This window comes from Streptococcus sanguinis SK49 (assembly GCF_000212815.1).
Classification (GTDB): Bacteria; Bacillota; Bacilli; order Lactobacillales; family Streptococcaceae; genus Streptococcus; species Streptococcus sanguinis_C.
This window is the reverse complement of record NZ_GL890985.1, coordinates 1,049,819-1,070,832: the sequence shown is the minus strand read 5'-3', so window position 1 is coordinate 1,070,832 and position 21,014 is coordinate 1,049,819. Positions and strand designations below refer to the sequence as shown.

Annotated in this window: 17 protein-coding genes and 1 pseudogene; all 18 read right to left on the bottom strand. The window is 45.5% G+C overall.

Annotated elements, in window-relative coordinates:
• Positions 1–78 precede the first annotated feature (78 nt).
• On the bottom strand, positions 79–423 hold the full coding sequence (gene hisI, locus HMPREF9380_RS05735; RefSeq protein ID WP_002933349.1) for a phosphoribosyl-AMP cyclohydrolase: 345 nt from the start codon (positions 421–423) through the stop codon (positions 79–81).
• Positions 423–1,181 carry an imidazole glycerol phosphate synthase subunit HisF gene (hisF, locus tag HMPREF9380_RS05740; RefSeq protein ID WP_002933347.1) on the bottom strand — a complete coding sequence of 253 codons (759 nt, stop codon included), beginning with the start codon at positions 1,179–1,181 and terminating at the stop codon, positions 423–425. The genes hisI and hisF overlap by 1 nt, the downstream gene beginning before the upstream one ends.
• A 2-nt stretch (positions 1,182–1,183) precedes the next feature.
• Complete coding sequence (gene hisA / locus HMPREF9380_RS05745; RefSeq protein WP_002933341.1) at positions 1,184–1,906, bottom strand: 1-(5-phosphoribosyl)-5-[(5-phosphoribosylamino)methylideneamino]imidazole-4-carboxamide isomerase; 723 nt, start codon at positions 1,904–1,906, stop codon at positions 1,184–1,186.
• Positions 1,884–2,507: an imidazole glycerol phosphate synthase subunit HisH gene (gene hisH / locus HMPREF9380_RS05750; protein WP_032907340.1), complete on the bottom strand. Its 624-nt coding sequence runs from the start codon at positions 2,505–2,507 to the stop codon at positions 1,884–1,886. Before hisH ends, hisA begins: the two co-directional genes overlap by 23 nt.
• 34 nt (positions 2,508–2,541) lie before the next feature.
• Entirely contained in the window at positions 2,542–3,126 is a 585-nt protein-coding gene (hisB, locus tag HMPREF9380_RS05755; protein WP_002906292.1) for an imidazoleglycerol-phosphate dehydratase HisB, read from the bottom strand.
• Between the two features lie 11 nt (positions 3,127–3,137).
• A complete protein-coding gene (gene hisD, locus HMPREF9380_RS05760) occupies positions 3,138–4,430 on the bottom strand; it encodes a histidinol dehydrogenase (RefSeq protein ID WP_002933336.1) in 1,293 nt (430 codons plus the stop codon).
• Positions 4,427–5,071, bottom strand: coding sequence for an ATP phosphoribosyltransferase (gene hisG, locus HMPREF9380_RS05765; RefSeq protein WP_002933335.1), 645 nt, complete (start codon positions 5,069–5,071; stop codon positions 4,427–4,429). Before hisG ends, hisD begins: the two co-directional genes overlap by 4 nt.
• A complete protein-coding gene (locus HMPREF9380_RS05770; protein WP_002933331.1) occupies positions 5,068–6,057 on the bottom strand; it encodes an ATP phosphoribosyltransferase regulatory subunit in 990 nt (329 codons plus the stop codon). The genes hisG and HMPREF9380_RS05770 overlap by 4 nt, the downstream gene beginning before the upstream one ends.
• A gap of 55 nt (positions 6,058–6,112) precedes the next feature.
• Positions 6,113–7,171: a histidinol-phosphate transaminase gene (gene hisC, locus HMPREF9380_RS05775; protein WP_002933330.1), complete on the bottom strand. Its 1,059-nt coding sequence runs from the start codon at positions 7,169–7,171 to the stop codon at positions 6,113–6,115.
• Between the two features lie 473 nt (positions 7,172–7,644).
• Positions 7,645–7,950, bottom strand: coding sequence for a DUF4298 domain-containing protein (locus HMPREF9380_RS05780; protein WP_002933329.1), 306 nt, complete (start codon positions 7,948–7,950; stop codon positions 7,645–7,647).
• A 33-nt stretch (positions 7,951–7,983) separates the two neighbouring features.
• A complete protein-coding gene (gene addA, locus HMPREF9380_RS05785) occupies positions 7,984–11,658 on the bottom strand; it encodes a helicase-exonuclease AddAB subunit AddA (RefSeq protein ID WP_002933328.1) in 3,675 nt (1,224 codons plus the stop codon).
• On the bottom strand, positions 11,655–14,936 hold the full coding sequence (rexB, locus tag HMPREF9380_RS05790) for an ATP-dependent nuclease subunit B (protein WP_002933324.1): 3,282 nt from the start codon (positions 14,934–14,936) through the stop codon (positions 11,655–11,657). The genes addA and rexB overlap by 4 nt, the downstream gene beginning before the upstream one ends.
• A gap of 346 nt (positions 14,937–15,282) precedes the next feature.
• Positions 15,283–16,377 carry a hypothetical protein gene (locus HMPREF9380_RS05795; protein WP_002933323.1) on the bottom strand — a complete coding sequence of 365 codons (1,095 nt, stop codon included), beginning with the start codon at positions 16,375–16,377 and terminating at the stop codon, positions 15,283–15,285.
• A gap of 140 nt (positions 16,378–16,517) precedes the next feature.
• Positions 16,518–16,829: a hypothetical protein gene (locus HMPREF9380_RS05800; protein ID WP_002933322.1), complete on the bottom strand. Its 312-nt coding sequence runs from the start codon at positions 16,827–16,829 to the stop codon at positions 16,518–16,520.
• A gap of 46 nt (positions 16,830–16,875) precedes the next feature.
• Entirely contained in the window at positions 16,876–17,721 is an 846-nt protein-coding gene (locus HMPREF9380_RS05805) for a DUF4300 family protein (RefSeq protein ID WP_002933321.1), read from the bottom strand.
• A gap of 33 nt (positions 17,722–17,754) precedes the next feature.
• The gene (locus tag HMPREF9380_RS05810; protein ID WP_002933320.1) at positions 17,755–18,297 is read right to left on the bottom strand and encodes a ClbS/DfsB family four-helix bundle protein; all 543 of its coding nucleotides are present in this window, start codon (positions 18,295–18,297) and stop codon (positions 17,755–17,757) included.
• 160 nt (positions 18,298–18,457) lie between these two features.
• Positions 18,458–20,206: a glycoside hydrolase family 13 protein gene (locus HMPREF9380_RS05815; protein ID WP_032907338.1), complete on the bottom strand. Its 1,749-nt coding sequence runs from the start codon at positions 20,204–20,206 to the stop codon at positions 18,458–18,460.
• Between the two features lie 195 nt (positions 20,207–20,401).
• Positions 20,402–20,729 (bottom strand): annotated as a pseudogene (locus HMPREF9380_RS11470) (SAG1252 family conjugative relaxosome accessory protein).
• Positions 20,730–21,014: the final 285 nt, after the last annotated feature.

Here is a 21,014-nt window from a genome sequence, read left to right as displayed (position 1 = left end):
GGCAGGCCGGAATCTCGATACTGACTTCTTAGTTTTATTCTTGCATTAACCAAGTACTAAAGTAAAGCAAGGAAGCTTTTAGTCAGTTTTGCTGTCTTCTTCATCCCAGATTGTATGAAAAAAGCAGGATTTAGCACCGGTGTGGCAGGCAGCTCCCAGCTGGTCTACCTCGATCAGCAGGGTATCTAGGTCGCAGTCAGCTTTGATTTTTTTGACAGTCTGGTAGTGGCCACTGGTGGCTCCCTTATTCCAAAGTTCTTGACGTGACCTACTCCAGTACCACATCTGACCGCTGGTGCGGGTCAGCTGGTAGGCTTCTTCATTGAGATAGGCTAGCATGAGGACTTCTTTGCTGGTGTGGTCTAGGATAATGGCAGGCATAAGACCGCCTTGCTTTTGAAAGTCTAACTTCACTTCTGTCATCAGATGCGTACCTCCAATCCGGCTTCCAGCATGGCTTTTTTGGTCTCTGCGATGGAGACCTGACCATAATGGAAAATCGAAGCGGCCAAAGCACCTGTCGCTGCAGTCTTTTCAAAAACTTCTAGGATATGCTGGCTAGAGCCAGCACCACCAGAGGCAATGATAGGAACGGAAACCACTTGGGAGACGGATTCCAGCATTGGCAAGTCAAAACCAGACTTGGTCCCGTCCTTGTCCATACTGGTTAGAAGAATTTCCCCCGCTCCAAGACTGACAGCTTCTTGAACCCAGTCTAACAGGTCGCGACCGCTGTCCTTGCGGCCACCAGCCAGATAGACATGCCAGCTGCCATCCGCTTCTTTCTTAGCATCCACAGCCAGCACCACGCATTGACTGCCGAATTTCTCAGCACAGTCAGCTAAAAGCTGAGGATTTGCCAGAGCTGAGGAATTAACCGCAACCTTATCTGCCCCAGCCTGCAGCATCCGCTTCATGTCCTCAACCGTGCGAATGCCGCCCCCGACGGTAAAGGGAATGAAAACCTGCTCTGCCACGCGCCGGACCATCAAGACTGTCGTGTCCCGCTCTTCATGAGTGGCTGTGATGTCCAGGAAGACCAACTCATCGCAGCCGGCTTCATAGTAAGCCTTGGCCGCATCAACTGGATCGCCCACATCAGTCAGATTGACAAAGTTGATACCCTTGACCACCCGACCGTCCTTGACATCCAGACAGGGAATGATTCGTTTTTTCAGCATGTCTATCCCCTTTCTGCTTCCTTAATCTGCTCTAGGCTAATTCGTCCACTATAGTAGGCCTTACCCACAATGGCACCAGCCAAGCCCAGTTTTTTCAGTTCATCTAAGTCATCCGCTGACTGGATACCACCAGAGGAAATGACTTGAGCATGCTTGAGGGACGCCAGCAATTTTTGATAATGCTGGATATTGGGGCCAGTCAGAGTCCCGTCTCGGTCCACATCTGTATAAACAAAGAGACGGACGCCGATTTTTTCCATGGCCAGCGCCAGACTGATATAGTCCTGATTGCTGGTTTCCAGCCAACCCTCAGTCGCAACCAGCCCCTCTTTCGCATCAATGCCAATCACGATTTTGCTGCTTCCAAAGCGCTCCAGCGCAGCCTCAACAAATTCAGGATTCTTAACCGCCATAGAGCCAATAATGACACGGTCAATGCCAACCGCCAGGTAATCTTCAATCTGCTCCAGACTGCGGATGCCGCCCCCGACTTGGATATCTAGACCAGTCTCCGCTTTAATCTGGGCAATCAGATCTCGATTGGCCGCCCGACCTTCTAAGGCTCCGTCCAAGTCAACCACATGAATCATAGTAACCCCGGCTTCTTTGAAAACTCGAGCTTGATCCAAAACATCGGGATTGACTACCGTCTTCTGACTAAAATCCCCTTTAAAAAGGCGGACGGCCTGGCCGTCTTTGATATCAATAGCGGGCAGTATTTTCATAGACATACTCCTTAAACTTCTCTAGGATACCGAGGCCAACAGCACCGGACTTTTCTGGGTGAAACTGGCAGCCAAAAACCGATCCTCGGTGGATCATAGCTGGGATAGGCAGCCCATAATCAGCCGTCACATCCAAGTACTCCTCCGGAACATCTGTATAGTAGCTATGGACGAAATAGACTGACTGGCCCTCAAGACCAGCTGTCAAAGCAGACGACTGCTGGATTTGTAAGTCATTCCAGCCCATGTGAGGCACAGGCAGACCAGCCTGGTCCGGAATCCGACGGCAAACACCGGGAATCAAGCCCAGCCCAGAGCTTTGACCATTCTCCAATCCAGACTCCAGCAGGAGCTGCATGCCTAAGCAAATGCCCAAGAGAGGCTTACCATCGGCCACAGCCTGCTGGATAACTGACACCAGCCCTCGACTTTCCAACTCCTGCATGGCAGTAGGAAAAGCACCGACACCTGGTAAAATCAAACCATCTGCGTCCAGAATTTCCTGCAGATCAGCTGACAGGCGCGCTTCTACTCCGACCTGAGCCAGAGCACGGAGAACATTGGCAGTATTTCCCGCGTCATAATCAATAACAATCATCATCTCTACATCAACTCCTTTCACTCAGAAGGACAAGCTAGAGCAAGCCCTTGGTGGAGTTGACTCCATGAATCTCTGGATTTATCGTAATAGCCTCCCGTAGAGCTCGGCCAGTCGCTTTAAAGAGGCTTTCCGCCTTATGGTGACTGTTCTTGCCATGAAGGATTTTCAGGTGCAGATTCATCTGCAGATTAAAGGCTAGGGCTTGGAAAAATTCCTCCACCAGCTCGGTATCAAAATTCCCTAGCTTGGGATTATCAAAATCAGCCTCAAAGACCAGATAGGAGCGACCGGATAGGTCCAGACTGGCCATGCCTAGTGTTTCATCCATGGGTACAAAGCTAGTACCGTAGCGGTTGATGCCGGCCTTGTCTCCCAAAGCCTGACGCAGAGTCTGTCCTAATACGATGCCCACATCCTCAACCGTATGGTGGCTGTCCACCCAAAGGTCGCCTTCAGCCTTGACCGTCAGAGAAATCCGACTGTGGCGGGCAAAAAGGGTCAGCATATGGTCAAAGAATCCGACACCGGTCTTGATAGCTACCGGCTCCTGTTGGTCAAGATTGACAGCCAGTTCAATATCGGTCTCCTGTGTTTTACGCTTGATTTCAGCTTGTCTCATGGCAACTCCTTTTATTTTTCCTGTCTGCGGGCTTCGATGGCCTTAGCATGTCCCTGCAGGCCTTCTGCATAGGCCAGACTGGTAATATCCTTGTCAGCCGCCCCTACAGCAGCACGGCTGTACTGGGTGTACTGGATGCGCTTGATGAAGTCATATACTCCCAGAGCTGATGAAAAGCGGCTGGTGCTGGTAGTCGGCAAAACGTGATTGGCTCCCGCATAGTAGTCACCAATCGGCTCGCTGGTATAGTGCCCCAGAAAGACAGAACCAGCATTTTCAACCTGATCCAGATAGCTGTAAGCATCATCCATGGCAATTTCCAAATGCTCAGGTGCCACCTGATTCATGAGCTCAAACATAGCTTCCTTGGAAGGTGCAAGGATGATGCGGCCGTTGTTCTCAATCGAAGCACGCGCGATTTCCTCCCGCGGTAGCTCTTTCAGCTGTCTGTCCAGCTCTGCTTCCACTTGGTCCGCCAGCTCCTCCGAGTCGGTCACCAGAATAGCCCGAGCCAGCTTGTCGTGCTCGGCTTGCGACAGGAGGTCAGCTGCCACATAGACGGGACTGGCTGAACGATCCGCAATGACCCCAATCTCCGAAGGCCCAGCAATCATGTCAATCCCCACGATGCCATAGACCATCTTTTTGGCCGTAGCCACAAAGATATTTCCCGGTCCCGTTATCTTATCTACCTTGGGAATGGTCTCAGTTCCATAAGCCAGGGCTGCTACACCTTGGGCTCCACCAATTCGGAAAATCCGATCCACACCAGCCAGCTTGGCGGCGACCAAAATCGCTGGGGTAAAATGCTCCTGGGGCGGTGTAATCATGATGATTTCCTTGACACCGGCAATCTTAGCTGGGATAACATTCATGAGGACGGAGGACGGATAGGCTGCGGTGCCGCCAGGTACATAGGTACCGACCCGCTCAATCGGCCGAATCAACTGACCACGGACAACACCCTTGCTGGGACTGTCCTCAAAACCAGTCTCCAACTGCTGGCGGTGGTAGGATTCGATATTGGCTTGGGCATTTTTCAGGGCGGCCAAGACCTCTGGATCAATCTCCTCAAAAGCTTGGTCAATCAGCTCCTGCCCAATCTCAAAGTCTGCCACCTCAACCTTATCAAAGAGCATGGTATAGTCTCTTAAAGCTTGGTCACCGTCTTGTTTGACCGTTTCAATAATCTCAGCAACTGCTTCTTCCACATCTAAGTTTTGCTGGCTGAGCTGCAGCTGCTCTTCATATAAAATCTGTGAAATTTCTTCGTTACTTCCGCTTAAACGTTTGATAATTGTCATTTAAAAGCCACCTCTCTTCTTCCTACTAGGGATTCAATCTTTGCCACAAAAGGCATGATATCCGGGTTATTTTTCAGGGAAGCCTGATTGGCAATGAGCCGGGCTGATACTCGGCAAATGTCTTCAAAAACCAGCAGGCCGTTAGCTGACAGGGTATGCCCTGTCTCCACAATATCGACAATGGCATCCGCCAGACCCAGCACCGGTGAAATCTCCACACTTCCTTGGATGGAGATGATTTCCACATCTTCCCCCTTTTGATTAAAATAATCAGTCGCTACCGTTGGGTACTTGGTCGCAATCCGCTTGCGCTTGTGATCATGAGGGTCATAGCTGGGCACCGAGGCCAGTGAAAATTTACAAAGCCCAAAGTTCAGATCCAGCAGCTCCAGATAGCCGGTCGGATGCTCAAAGAGAATATCCTTGCCGACAATTCCTAGATCAGCAACTCCATGGCGCACATAGGTTGTCACGTCAGGCCCTTTGACCAAGAGAAAGCGAAAACAGCTGTCTGAACTTTCGAAAATCAAGCTGCGCCCCTTGTCTGCCATGAAGGACATATCAAAGCCAGCCTGGGTCAAGAGCTTGACCGTATCTTCCTCAATCCGCCCCTTGGTCAGGGCAATGGTAATCTGACTCATCTGCCATCACCTTCCTTTCCGCCCTCGTCAGGCAGGTCATCATGAATGGCCTGATAGACACTGTCAATGTCTAGGGACCAGCCGATAGCTGTCAGCTCTGCTGCCCCGAAGCGCTTGAAAAGCTGGTCATAGCGACCACCTGATAGAAAGGCATCTGGCACTCGGTCGCCAAAGACCTTGAAAGTCAATCCAGTATAGTAAGGCATGGCCGCTACCTGCCCCAAGTCCATAGTTGTCTGTTCCAGCAAGCCTGATAGGCTCTGCAGAACCTGCTCTATATCATCTAGAGCCGTCAATATCCGCTCGTTGTCAACTATCTCTCTAGCCCTAGCTAAAACCTGTTGGCTAGGACCAAACAAATAGGGCAGCTCCTGCAAAAAATCATCAAATTCACTAGGACTGGTCTGGGTGAATTCAAAGAGTCCCGTCCTATTTTTCTTGCGAATATAATCAAGCAGCTGGGCCTCCTCCTGCGAATCCAAAGCCAGACTCTCTAGAATTGTCTGCAGGATTGCTGCATGGGAAAACTCGAACTGATAAGACTTAACCTGCGCCAAATCCAGCGACTGCTTGGCTGTCTTGATAGCCTCAAGCACCGCCTCTCGAGCTGGATAGCCGATAATCTCAATACCAGCTTGACTGAGCTCATTGGCAAGACCGCGCAGCTCTTCTTGATAGTGAAAGACCTTGCCTGAATAGGAAAACTTAGTCGGCGTGTGCACCCTAGTCGAAGCAATAACCCGACCAATCTGGCTGGTCACATCTGGTCTCAGCACCAGCAACTCGCCTTTTTTATCAAAAAGATGATAATGATGGAGCTCCACATGGTCACTGAAGACCTCAAAATGCTCCAAAGTTGGTGTGTCAATCCGATTAAAGCCCTGATCCATCAGGAAATCGCTGATGGCCCGCTCAATCTCGTAAGTCACACGCGCCCTCTTGAAAAGCTTGTCATGCATGCCAATCGGAAGGGTGATTTTATTCATAGGCTGCTTTCCTTTCTTACTCTATTCTTACATTGGTTGGCTCCGAGTCAAACTCTCAGCTGCTGCAAATGTCCTTGATAGCTGCCAGGACTGTTTCCATCTCCTCTCGCCGTCCGATAGAGATACGCAGAAAGTCTTTGATTCGCTCTGCTTTTGGAAAATACCGCACATAAATCCGACGCTCCTCTAGCTGCTGGAAAAGCTCTGCTGCAGAAATTCCACTAGGCTGGGCTAGGACAAAGTTGGTCTGACTAGGCAGGACTTGGAAATCCAGCGCAGCCAATTCCCCAGCAAACCAATCTCGGGTCTCTTGAATGGCTCTGCCAGTTTCCCGATAATAATCCCAATCTTCCACTGCCGCAAGGGCTAAGCGCTCTGCTAACATATCCACTGAGTAAGGATTGATGGAGTCCTTAATAGCTTTCATGACAGCTATTAAGTCTGGATGGCCGATGCCGTAGCCTACCCGCAGACCAGCCAAAGCCGCATCCTTGGAAAAGGTCCGCGTGATAAAGAGGTTGGGATAGGTGTCTAGCAGAGGCAGGGCAGATTGACCGCCAAAGTGAATATAGGCCTCATCCACCACCACGACCACATCCTGATTGGACGCCAGAATTTCCTCCAGCTGATCCAGCGGCAGATAAATCCCCGTTGGAGCATTGGGATTGGCTAGGATAATGCCGCCATTATCTCCAAAATAATCGGAGGGATGGACCTCAAAATCATCTGTCAGAGGAATTTCTCGAAAAGGCACATGGTAGAGGTCCGCCCAAACCTTGTAAAAACCATAGGTCAAGTCCGGAAATAAGACCGACTCGCCGCTGTTAAAGAAAGCTAGGAAAGCTATGGACAAGATGTCATCACTCCCGTTGCCGATAATGAGCTGGTCAGACGATACACCCAAGTTTGTCGCCAAAGCCTGACAGAGCTCTGCCTGATCCAAACTGGAATACTTGCGCAACTCCTGGGTATCAAAGTTCTGCAGGGCCTCTGCCACCTTAGGACTTGGCCCATAAGCATTTTCATTGGTATTGAGCTTAATCATGTCTGGCTCATTGGGCTGCTGCCCTGCTACATAGGGATTGATCTGCCTGAGACCTTTTAGCTTAACCATCTTGCCACCTCTCTTTCACACACTAGCCATTATCTGACTCTGATTATCTTTTAGAACTTCTAATAAATGAAAGACGAAATTTACCGCTTTGGTAAAAGAAAATGGGGGAATCTTCTAGTTTAAATATAATAAAAAGCCCTCGCAAAAAAACTTTGCAAGGACGTTGACACGCGGTTCCACCTTTATTCGGACCCCAGTCGCCTGAGGACCCTCTGGGAGTACGAGACTCCAGATTGATAACGGCAATCAGCCGTCGGACACTAGTCTCAGACTGCTGACTGATTTCGCATCCGCACTCAAGAATGTGTCGTCTAAGGATTGCATGCCGTCTCACCATTAGGCACTCTCTGTTTCTTGTCTCAGACTTTTTCTCTCATCGCTTTCAATTTATTGTTGAATATTCTACATGAATTTTTATTAAAAAGCAAGAGGAAATTTGAAAAAAATTAAATATTTTTTTCTTTCTAAATGAATTAACGTTCTTTCAGCATAGCACTAGACAAATCCAACAGATTAATCGCTGTTTCAAAATGCTCCCCCATCAGACCATAGACAGCATCTTCGCTTAAGACGCCGCAAGCTATATTTTCAGGGAAATCCGGTCCATTCGAGAACTCTAAATCATCAAAAAATTCCTGACCAGTATAGTAGTCTCTCAACTGGATATAATCTGACTGGCAACGCTCCAACTCAGCTAAAGCTTCCTGGGCTCTTGCCAATACCTGAGAATATTTATTCAGGTGCTTTTCCATTTTTTGAATGCGTTCTAACTGTTCCACAGGCTTCCTTCCTTTCCAAACACGACAAGCTAATCAGTCCACCTTAACCACCTGCAACTGCTCACCGCCTAGCAGAATCAAATATTTTTCAATCTGCGAAATGACATAAGAACGGTTGAGAGCTTGAGCATATAAGTCTAGCTGTCCACGGTAGCGAGCAATCAGCTCAGACGAATCCTTGTATTTATCCGTCTTGTAGTCAAAGAGAATTATCCGGTCTTCAAATAGCAGGTAACCATCCAAAATCCCCCGCAAAACAAATTCCTGACCACTGATTTCGTCCCTCTTGAGCATGGCAAAAGGTGCTTCTCGACGAACTCTGTCACTGTTCTCAATCAAGAGTCGTCCCAAATCCGTCTCGAAGAAAGATGAAATCTTAGGCAGCTGAATCTGCTTTTTAACCGCTTCATCGGCCTGAACCTGAGCTAAAGCAGAACGAAGTACAGCCATGCTGGGACTGCTATCCAAAGGAATCCGCTGCATGAGTTCATGAACAGCACTGCCGACTTGCGCTCCAGTCACTTTGGCTTTCTTGCCAAAATCAGGCAAGTCAAAGTTAGGCTGAGGCCGAAAAGCTGCTCGCTCATCCATGATATCCAGGCCATCCGTATCCATGATCGGCTCATAAAACTTCTTAATCTGGCTTGGAGTTCGCACACTAGGCAGCTCAATGGCAGAGCGATACTGGCTATTCAGTCGATCCACACTTTCTAAAATATCCAGAGCCCGACGGATATCGTCCGACTGCCGATTATCCGCCAAATCATCCGCTGGAAAGAGCACAGGTTCATTAATTCGCCCTATCTCTTCGGAAGTTAGCTCCTCATCAGTGACAAAACGGGTCTCGTAGGCGAGATTCTCATCGGAAAAAACAGCCTGAATGGCATAGAGCCAGTCTTGGAAATTACTGAGCTGGCTGCGCAGACTGACAGACAAACGCCCTTGTTGGCTCTTGCCCCACTGACGCTTATCCAAGGCTTCTTGACTGCCCTTGCCGACCAGATAGAGCTTGGTTTCAGCCCGCGTCATGGCCACATAAAGCAAACGCATCTGCTCAGACAGACTGGCCAACTGCAGCTCCGCTAGATTCTGCTGATAAGGCAGCGTATCCATGGAAATGCGCAGCTGATTCGGCGCATAGGGGTCTTCCACAGACACCGATACATCCGCCACATACTTGATGCCAACTCCCTTGGTCCGGCTAAGGATAATAGCAGAGCTGCTATCCTGACGGTTGAAGGCCTTGTCCATATTGAGCAGGAAGACATACTTGAACTCCAGCCCCTTACTCTTGTGAATGGTCATGAGACGAACGGCGTCCTTAGGCGCCGCCACTGGCACACTGGCTAGATCGTGCTGATTTTCCAAGATACGGTCTATCATCCCGATAAATCGAGACAAGCCTTTAAAGCTAGACTTTTCATACTCATTGGCCCGCAAAGAGAGGGCATAGAGATTGGCCTGTCTCTGGGCACCATTGGCCAGAGTCCCCACCATGTCATAGTAGAAACGGTCCTGGTAAATCTTCCAAATCAAATCATACAGGGAGTGCGTCTTGGAATAGGTCCGCCAGCCTTGCAGGGTCTCATGGAAATGCTGCAGCTTTTTCTGCAGTTCCTGGGTGACTAAAGCTGTTTGCAAACCTCTTCCTTGGAGAGCATTGACCAATTTTTCATAGAGATTTTCCTGAGAATGCTCTTGACTGGCCTGCAGGGACAGCCGAGCCAGCTCGTCCTCACCAAAGTCAAACATGGGAGACTTGAGAAGGGCAGTCAGGGCATAGTCATTCAGCGGATTATTGATGGTCCGAAGGGTATCCAGCATAACCAAAACCTCCACTGACTGCAGATAGTTTGCGGCGCCATCATCTGGTACCAGCGGAATCTGGTGCTGCTCAAAGGCAGCTAAAATCAAATCATTGCGGGTTCTGGAAGCCGTCAGCAGCGTAATATCTTTAAAAGCCACTCCTTCTTCATTGTGCAGGCGGATGATTTCCTTGATGACTAGGTCCACTTCTCCAGCTGATACTGCCTGTGGCAAGCCTTCATCAGCCTCCTCTTCCGGACTCTCCATGGAGCCTTCATAGATCAAGAAAGAAGCGCGGTTAGCTGGATTAGGCTCGCGTTTGGCAGGATTTCCAGCCACCAGATGGTGGGTTTCGTTGTAGTCGATTTCACCAACTTCTTCATCCATCAGACGTTTGAAAACATCATTAGTTGCTTCCAGCACCTCAAGATGACTACGGAAATTTTCCTTAAGGACAATCAGCTTGCCCTGACTACTATCCTCTTGATAAGCCTTAAACTTATCACTGAAAATCTGCGGGTCAGCTTGACGGAAACGGTAGATAGACTGCTTGATATCGCCCACCATAAAGCGATTTTGCCCTCTGGAAAGCAAGTCCAGCATGCGCTCCTGTGTGTGGTTGGTATCCTGATACTCATCTACCATGACCTCGTGGTAGCGTTCTTGATAAAAGCGACGTACCTCTGGGAATGTCTCTAAAATCTCAATAGCAAAATGGCTGATGTCACCAAATTCAAAGGCATTTTCTGCTTTCTTTCGCTCCAGGTAAGCCTGTGCAAAGTCCGCCACAAAATCTCGCAGAAGCTCAACCAGAGGCAGACACTCATCCTGATGCTGCTCGATAAAGTCCAGTTGATAAAGCTGCTGGTCAAAGCTACGCAGCCGTTCAATCATAGGCTTTCTGGCTTCATTGTAGTCCTTGGCCATTTCTTTTTTGAGCTCGTCTGCATTCTTGCCAACCCGAGCTGTAAAGGCCTGGCCATTGGACAGTTGGGAAAGTGCCACGATCTGTTTGAGAATTTGAGCTGTTTCTTCTATCGGTGACAATTCATTCAGGCCTGCTAAGACGGTCAGAGCATCTTGGACATTTTCCTGATACTTGGCGCCCGCAAACTCTCTCCCTTCATGCTCCAAATGGGCGGAAAAGAAAGCTTCCAGCTCCCAAAGGACTGATTTGATTTGAGCAAATATCCGCTCTCTCTCTGCTGCAAAGTCACTGTGCTCATAGCCATAGAGGGAGGTTTCCTCCAGCCAGCGCTGAGGACTGCTGGTTGACTGCAGAAAACTGTAAATCCGATAAACTTGATCCCGGAAGCCTGATAAATCCTTGCGCTTACCAGTAAAATTCTTAACCAAACGGCTAAACAAAGCCTGACGCTCGCTGTCATAGTAACGATCAAACACTTGACTGAAAACTTCATTTTGCAGAATCAGCTGCTCACTGGCAGACTGGAGAATCCGAAAATTCGGTGCCAAACCAAGCAGGTAACCATAGCGACTAAGCACTTTCTGGGTAAAGGCGTCCATAGTACCAATATCGGCATTTGGCAAGTCAGCTAATTGCTGGGCCAAATGTTGCTTGAGTTCAGGACTATCGGCCTCTTTCAAGGCCTGCCCCAGTTCCTTCTCCAACCTCTCTTTTAGCTCGCCTGCCGCCTTGACAGTAAAGGTTGAGATAAAGAGCTGACTGACAGCAACACCTCTAAGAATCTGGTCGATAATCCGCTGGACCATGACAAAAGTCTTACCCGATCCGGCCGAAGCGGAGACCAGAATATTCTGGCCAGAGGAGTAGATGGCCTCAATCTGCTCTGCCGTCTTTTTCTGTGGCTTGTCCGAAGCAGCTTCTTGGGCTTGCTTAAGAGCAATTTCTTCTGCAGTTAAAAAAGGAATTCTCTTCATTTTTCCATCTCCTCCCTCATCTTTTCTAACCAGGCCTGGCGTAACTTCTCACCAGTCGGCCGCCTATCAAACTTACTTGCATCCAGCTTTTCTAACTGGCGTGCCTGTCCTAGGTGGAGATTAGCTTCAAAGCCAGTAATAGCCTTAAACTGCTCTACATAAGGAGCAATGCTGCGCCCATTCTCTGTATAAGGATTGACTGCAAAGTGGCCTGATAGAATGCCTTCTGCAGCTTTTTTGTAGAGATAAGCATTGTAGGCCAGCAGCAAGTCCAAATCTTCCTGACTCAGCAAGTTGGTCTTATTTTTTTCATAGAGCGGGCCAAGCTCCTTGACAGCATCCGCCACAAAAAGTCCCTTGTACTGGAGTGGTTTCACAGACTGATTGACTGCATCCGCCAAGGTCTTGGTATCTTTAAGCGCCACAATCGGATCGGTCATCTGCAAATACATGGCACCAAAAGTACCCTTATCCTCTTGATAGTCTGCTAACTCCTCAATCGCTGCCAGATAAGTCGGCAGCTGAGAATTCAGTCCATTAAAGAACTTTTCAAAGCTAAACTTAATATCGCCAGACTTATAGTCCACCACTCCCAGACTCTCTGTCTTAGTCAGACGGTCAATCCGGTCCACCTTACCGCTCACGGTCACTGCTCTGCCATTTTCCAAGATCAGGAAAGGCTTAGAAGCTGAGCCAAAGCCAGTCTCCTCACCAATGGTCTCAATCCCAGTTGGATGAGCCAGCACACGGCCGGTCGCTCGCGCCGTATCTAGCAGGAGCTGGCGGGCAAAACGGGTCTGACCTGACTCACTGTAGATGCTCTCAAACTCGGCCTCTCGGCTGGTCTCTTCCATAGCTTGTGCTAAACGCCGGTCAAAATCAGCTGACGAACCATCTTGCAGGACCTTTTCAAAGATCCGATGGAGGAAAATCCCATGACTGCGAGCATCAGGATGAATGGTCCACTCTTCTTGCAGGCGCAGAACATACTTGAGAAAATAAGCATACTGATGCCGGAAATATTCGTTTAGAGCAGACGCTGAAAGTCGGAGAGGCTGGTCCTGAGGGTAGAGGGCTTTCAAAGTTTCCGGCTTCAGAGACTCTGTTTTCAGTTCCTGGCTGATGTGCGGAATGCTGATGCCTTCTGCAGACAATTTCTTGCGGAGAACCCGTACAGCCACCGCCCAAAAAGTCTGCTCCTCTGCTGTCCACTCTCGGTCAATCTCCTCTTGGTGGAGCTCAATGATTTGAGACAAGAGAGCTCGGTAGCTGCCAATATCGTCACTGGAAGCCTGAGGCTTTTTGACAATGATGGGCAAGGAAAGGGGAGCAGCAGTCAATTCCAGCAGATAGGTCGACACACTATCCTCTACCTCATTGACCAAGGCTGGCGCAGACAAGACCAGCTCTTTGGTAGCAGAATTCATCAGCGACAGAGCTGTATGGCGATTCTTCTTGAGATTTTCTGAGCTGGCAATCTGGAGTTCCGCCTGAGAATCCGTCGCTTCATTTAGTCGAGCCCGATCTTCATCACTGAGCAAACTCTTGTTTTGCGCGATTTTAGGAAAACGCTCCTGGGTCAGTCCAATCGCATAGACGTAAGGAGCTGCTAAAGGCTCTATCAGGTCATAAGACTGGACCTTAACCACATCTACTGTCGCCGGTACCGTCCGATAGTTAGACAAAAGCATACCCGACAGAATCAAGGCTAGAAAATCATCCAGTTTGACCTTACTGTCTGCAAAGACTTGAGCAAACTGCTCTAAGACATGGCTGAAAGCCTTCCAGACTTCCTCATGACGCTCCTGCTCCTGCTGACTTTCTCCCTGCAGCAGAGTCGTCAAATTGTCAGACAAACGGGCTGCTTGGACGAACTCCGTAAATTTAGCTAAGAGCCCCGACGCCGTCTGGCTGCGGGATTTGAAAAAGCCTTGTAGCGGAGTCATAACCCGGCGGCGAATATGATTGAGACGGTCTAGGTCAAATTTCCCTTGACTATTGGCCGTGAAATCTTTAGCTAGCTTGCCGGCTCCCTTAATGTCCGCAAAACGCAGATATTGCTCAAAATGATCCAGCTCCTCCTGAGTCAAATCGCCGTAGAGCCCCGTCTTTAAGAGATTGAGCAGGTCTTCCAGTTGGAAGTTATAGCGCTTGAGCCGCTCCAAGGACTCGACAAACTGGACCAGCGGATGCTGTGCCATCGACTCGCTCCGCCCTAGATAGTAGGGAATCTGATACTGGTCAAAAATGGTCTTGAGCTGAAGCTGGTAGGCTTCCACATCTCCCAAAAGCAGACGAATATCCTTATAGCGCACACCATCATGAACCCGCTGCCGGATGGACTTAGCCACATACTCCAACTCTTCTTTCTGGTTCATAGTAGCCCAAATTTGAAGCTGTGAGCGGTCTGTCTCACTAACTTCAACAGCTGGCTCTGAAAAGTCATAACGACTTTCCAAGACCTTAGAAATCCGTCCAAAGGCATCTTCTGCTTCTGCATGAGAAATATAGTCAGGCTTGACCTGATAGTCCTCGGCCAGCTTTCTCAAAAAATCCACGCTGGCTTGATAAAGATTCCCCTCACGAAAGGCTGCTCGATAGGCTTTTTGGCTGGCATAGGTCCCAATGACAATCTCCACACCTTTCCGATGCAGAAGACCGACTAAGTATTCCTCTTCGGCAGAAAAACGAGTAAAGCCATCAATGACCAGGGCCAAATTCTCCAACTCCTCATCCGTATCACCAGCCAGAATATGCTGGGCAAAAGCAGCAATCTGAGAAGACGAATCAAAATCGCCCTTATTCAGAGCAGCAGTCACCGCTGTAAAAATCTTGACCAGATCCTCCCGCTTCTCAGGCTCCTCAAGAAATTCCAAATCCGCAAAGGACATCTGGGCTGTCTGCAGTTCATGGTAAAGATCCATCAATTGCTGGATAAACTGGGCATCCTTCTTAATCCTGCCATAGACCTTAAGCTCTCCATCATCTAACTCTGTCAAGGTCCGATAAATCAGCATTCCCAGACCAATATCGTCCAAACTATGCCCTTGCCGAACATCATTGAGGACAAAATACCGAGCCATCTGGGCAAAGCGCGTCACCGTAATGGCAAAGGAAGCCTGGGTTTTCAGGCACTCCAAAACCGCCCGCTCTTTCTCAAAAGAAAGCGAATTTGGCGCAATATAAAAGACTCGCTTACCGTCCGCCACCAAGCTCTCAGCCTCCGCCACCAACACCTTGGTCAAAGAATGGCGAATATCTGTATAAAGTAATTTCATAGCCTGCCTTTTCCTCTAGAAAATATAGGAACATTATACCATTTTTACCGATAATTCTCATGGAGAATAGTCCCAAAGCCCAATTAGAACTCAACGTCCAAATAGAGCTTTAATAACTAGCCTCATCATGTCCATAAAAAACGAAAAAGCCACTGCTTCCAGTGACTTCCTAAGGCTCTCACTTCTTTCAAAGTAAGAACTCATTTAATCTTATGCTTATTCATCTTTTCTTCAAAAATGCTTGTCATAATCACGCGCAATTCTTCTCTTATCTGTTCGCGGTATTACTTTTTCTAAATTTTGAAATTTTTAAAGAGTGTTAAAGTCAACTTGACTTAAAAACTTATCACTTTCTAGCATTGAAGCTTTCTAAAGAAAAAATAGTTTGTGCTCTCATTTTACTTCTATTATCTTCGATAAAGTTAGAAATTGCTTTTTTATCATTAGGAATAGTAATAATATCTGATATCTCTAAGAATTTATCTTTTGCAAGCAAAGAATAGATCTCAGAAAAAGTTAAATCTTCAGAAATTTCAACGGATGCAACAATATTGTCTTGTTTAAAATGAGTTTCATAAAATGACTCATAAAACTTTAACGTGTCTTTTTTTAATTGCCTATCCGAAAGTCCCAGTTCTTCTCTAATACCACGCCATACACATTTTAACAAATCCGGGCTTCGGGTTTCCTCATCAAAATCCGTTTCAGATAGTGTTTCAGTAACAGAAACATATATCCACTCCTTACCACCCGTATATGAGGCTCTACTTGATCTTTTGGTCAAAATGATTTCGTTTTGCTTTGGAAGTATTAGAATCAAGCTTACTCCAAAAGAACTTCTAGACCAGCTGTAAGAACTATTTAAGTCCTTCACTAAACTTTCTTTTTTAAAAGTTAAATTTTGAATTAATTTTTCAACAATTTTATGTGTGTAGTAGTCTGTTTCAAAGAAGTCTATTGATAATATTGGAGCTTCGTTTATATCATTTGTTCTAGATAGACCATCAAGACGATTTACACCTAAAATTTTACCATTAAAGTAATTGCCATTTTCCTTTTTTAAAAAAGAAGCAAAAACCTCTTCTCTAATAGTTTCCAATTGAGTCTCTAATTCATTTTCTGAAATAAATTTACGGAAATCATCTCTAAGGATATCTTTATTTGAAAAGTTAGAGTTATCATCTATTGTTACTTCTTTAGGTGTTGTTAGCAATAGCTTCTTGTTACTACTGATACTTTCTTGAATAGAATCAAATGAAAAATATGGAAACCCACTCGCAGTAATTACTATATCTTGATGTGGCTTTGTGTAAAAATTTTCTAGAGTAGTTTCTAGTTTTTTCTTCTTCATTTTCTTGCCCAAGAATGCCATTATATAATCCAATAGTTTCTCTGCTAAGAAACCAAGTACAAATGTGATCATTGATAAAAATAAATCCATATAAAACTCTTCTCCATTTTTTATTTTTCTGTATAAAACAAAATATAAATTTATATTATCTGTATTTTAAAATCGAATATAGATAATAAAAACACTATTATTCTTTTTCCAAAAATATACAATTATATAGGTACAAAAGCTTACTTAATCTTATGCTTATTCATCTTTTCTTCAAAAATGCTTGTCATAATCACGCGCAATTCTTCTCTTTCCTTGTCAGGAAGTTCGCCTTGCTGCTTAGCGACAGCATAAAGTTCAGGATATTGCTTAGCAACTCTCTCAACGGTCTTGGTCGTCGCATGCACTCTCACGAAGAAAGGAATCCTCTTAATCCACTCTTGGGGCACAAGTGCTAAAATCTTTTTAGCAGTTTCCTTATCGGAAATTTCTGCAGTGCTGAGCCCTTGATTAATCTGCTCCTGTTCCTTTTCTGTAAAATCTTTTAATTCCATACGTTAAATCTCCCAGTTCTATTTTCTTAATGCTAACTGAATCAGACTACTTACCCTCTACCCACTTATCGTTGTCCATGATAAAAGGTTTGGCCAGTCCTTCTCCTGTGTAGTCTTTATATTTGGTCTGCAAGTATTTGTAGACATCTTCCTTGGTCGCAAACTTGATAGCCTGGTAAGGCTCTTCAAAGGTCAGCTTTTCGATAAATAAGTAGCCATCTTTATCTGGAACCAAGACGCCGACATGACCGACAAAGAGAGAATCGCCGTCAAGATTGTCATGAACAATGACAGAGAGCATTCGAGCCTTTTCATTAAACTTGAACTGTTTGAAGTATACCTCCATCTTCTTAGCGTGGACTTTTACATCTTGAGTCGCTTCAGTCTTGACTCTTGAAAACAGAATATTAAAATCTTCCTTATCCTTGGCATCAAAGAGCTTGCCCTTGTCAATCGAATCATTATCTATGAACAAGAGTTCGTCATCTTTTTCTATTTGAGGGATGTCGATGCTATTTTTCAGCAAAGTGTAAGTATTAATCCGACAATTTGTTCCGATAAAATCGCCCTTTTTTGCCTGCCATAGAGGATTGATTTTTTCTACATCATATTCGGTTTTAGTAAATTTAGTGAAATCGCCCCTTAATCCAGTAGAGCCAACAAGACCATTGTAGTCATTGACTAGATTGAGAAAGTTATCGACACTGTCTTTATCCAAGTTGGCAGCCAACAAACTCTTAACTTCTTCGACACTCTTTTTACTGTTTAGATTTGAATAAGTCGATGTAGTTTGACTTGTTTGATTATTTTTCTGCGAACTAGCGCATGATGCCAGCCCAAAAGCCAAAGCCAGGCAGGCGCAGGACATGATTATTTTGCTGTATTTTTTCATTCTTATTTCTCTCTAATTCTTGTCTTCCGCAGACTATTTTGCTTTACAATTTTTCTGATGAGCCTTCAACTTTTTCAGGGCCCAGTCATAATGGCTGGAAGAAGCACTTACAAAATAGGAACCCAGTACAGTCCCTCCGACCCATTTATATACATCTTTTGAAAATAATTCTTCGTTTGTAAATGTGTCTGCCAAGTCCAAAACATCTTGATGGGACTGATGAAAGATCTCAGTTGCCTCTTCAAGAGAAGTATTCTGATGTTTCTTCCAAAATTCCAGATTCAACTCTCCATAAGTCTTCCAGTTATAGGGCGCAGGAAGAAAGGGCTGCTCTTGACCCTTTTGATTGGAATGCACCCAATTCAACAAGAGCTGATGCCATTCATAGAGGTGAATCAAAACATCTCTTACATTTTTATCTCGTCTCCAATGGGCCTCCTTCTTCTTTTCATCCCGAGAAAAATCAAAGGGCGTATTTAACTCTTGATCAGACAATTTGGAAATGAGAGTTTGTAACTTCTCATAGTTTTCCTTAGCAGCTAGCATCAACTCTTCTTTAGTTTTCGGTCTAGGCATAAGATTGCACTCCTTTGCATAGTTTCTCCACTTATCAACAACTACCTTACAATAATCATCAAGAAGGTATGCCCGGAAGCAGGATAATTTTCATCTTGTGAAAATGAAATTTGATAATATTATATCAGAAAGAAGGAAAGAAAGACATTTACTGCTACGGTTAGAGTCTAGAGTAAACTACAAATCCCTTTGGTAAGATGACAAGTTTCTCGTCATCAGTTTGGCAATGACTCACTAAATCAGCTGAATCTCTGTCTAACAGATAATTCTCATTCGACTGATTAAAAACGGCTCGGATTGCTTGATGATCATGTTCCCATTCTAAAGCCAGTACATCAGGATCGATTTCTTCTAGAGTAAATTTCCCATACTGAATAATATCCGCAATATCCTTACGAAGCTGAATCAAGTTCTTCATAAAATTGAGCATGTCATTGCTACTAGAAACCCGGTCCCAAGGCATGACCCGTCTACAATCTGGGTCCATACCTCCGCCCAATTCTAGCTCGGTCCCATAATAGATGCAAGGCGTCCCCCTTTGTAAAAAGAGAAAGGCAAGTGCGGATTTAACAAGCTGGATATCACCTTTGGCAGTCGCCAAAATTCGCTCCGTATCATGCGAATCCAAGAGATTAAACATAACCTCAGAAATCTGCTGCTTGTAATACATGGACTGGCAGTTAATCTCAGCTATGAATTGACTGATCTTCTTGCTCCTAGTCAAAAAGTAGTCCTTGATACTATCCGATAGAGGATAGTTCATGACGGCGTGAAACTCGTCACCGTTTAGCCATGGCTGAGAGGTATGCCAAACCTCTCCAAGAATATAGAGGTCAGGCTTTTTGGCCAAAACAGCCTTACGAAAATCTCGCCAGAATTGGTGATCAACCTCATTGGCTACATCCAACCGCCAAGCATCAATATCAAAATGTTCAATCCAATAGGTCGCAACGCTTAAGAGATAGTCTTTCACCTCGGGATTTGCCGTGTTTAACTTAGGCATATAGCTGGCAAAGGCAAAGGTATGATAAGGCAGTTCCTTGGGATTCACAAGTTTGTCATTCGTCACTGGGAACTCTTGAATTTGGAACCAGTCTTTGTAAGCTGAATTTTCACCATGCTTGAGAACATCCTGCCATTGAGCGGATTGATCGCCCATATGATTGAAAACCGCATCCAGCATAACCTTCATGCCACGCAGATGAGCCTGCTCCACCAGTTGACAGAAAGTCTCCTTGTCCCCAAAGTGTCGATCAACTTCAAAGTAATCCGTCGTATTGTACTTGTGATTACTTGGAGATTCAAAGATAGGGCAAAGATAAAGTCCTGTAATCCCTAAGTCTTGCAAATAATCCAGATGCTCAATAATCCCCTGTAAATCCCCACCAAAGAAATCACTGCTTTTAGGTCTGATAGACGAATCCCAATCTAGAGCTCCTTCTGGTGAAAGTTCAGCATTTCCATTTGCAAATCGTTCTGGAAAAATCTGATACCAGATCGTTTTTGAAACCCAGTCAGGAACCTGGCAACCATCAATTTCGTGAATATAGGGGAGTTTAAAACCATTGCCCTCTAAAGCAAGATTTTCTGGACTATTGTCAGCGAAGCCTTTATCTCCATATAAGATGCTTTGACCTTTTTTATCCTCAAGCTCAAACAGATATTGGAGCCTAGCAAAGCGCACAGAGACAACAACTTGCCAATAATCAAATAAGGCGTCAGAAGTCACTTTGACCATCTCTTTTACATCTTCATAAGAATCCTCAAGAAAAATAAAGGGGTCCCCATAGTGCAAAACGATTTTCTCTATATCCTCTTTCTTAGTCCTTATTCTGATATGAACTTGACCTTCTTTATAAAGATAGGCATACTCCGACTCCGGTCTATGATAAATGGCTGTTAATTCCATACTTTTCATCTCCTAGATTTCACTGTTTAAACTCATCGCAACTTTATGCAAACGATTCCATATCCTAGCCCTAGTATACTATTTTAAAAAAATGATTGCAAGCTATTGTTTAAGTTTGGGAATAGGAGGTATATCTTTTCAAAAAATATCAAAACTTTTATACCTCGAAACAGTACAACAATGAAGGTTTATTTTCTAAATATATTTCTCACAGAAGTCTTGACTAAAGGGAATGGAATTCCTGACCTCCTTAATCAATTCCTGCACTCAAGTTAAGAGAATGGACACATAATCTTTGGTGGCTTGATGTTCTATCTGTGCCAAGATTAAAATCTCATGAACATCGCGACTGATTTGTTCCATCTTTTGAGATTGCCAGAAGGCAAACCAGCTATCCATTTGTTTTTTGTGAATCAGAGGAGAGTAGACTTTTTCGGAGAAAATCAGAAAAATTGACTTCCCCTTTTTCTCTCGCATCTGTTAGTCGAAATTGTTTCCGAATATCACGTAAATCTCTTTTCATACTGATACTTACTTTCCAAATACCTGTACTGACAGTGTAAGCTACCGTACAATATCCATACACTTTTTCACAAAACTGATTATCATCCTTGTAATGCTTTGCGAACTCAGTTATTGTGGACACAATAACCCTAAAATCATATCGTCTGTCCTCCAAAACCTCACAGTTCAGAAAAACAAACGATATGAAAACGTGGTGTCAAGCCCCCAAACCTCCATAGAAAAATATTGGTTGGATTTTTACAATTTGAAAAAAGTATAGCAGAGGAGATTTGAGGATTTTATC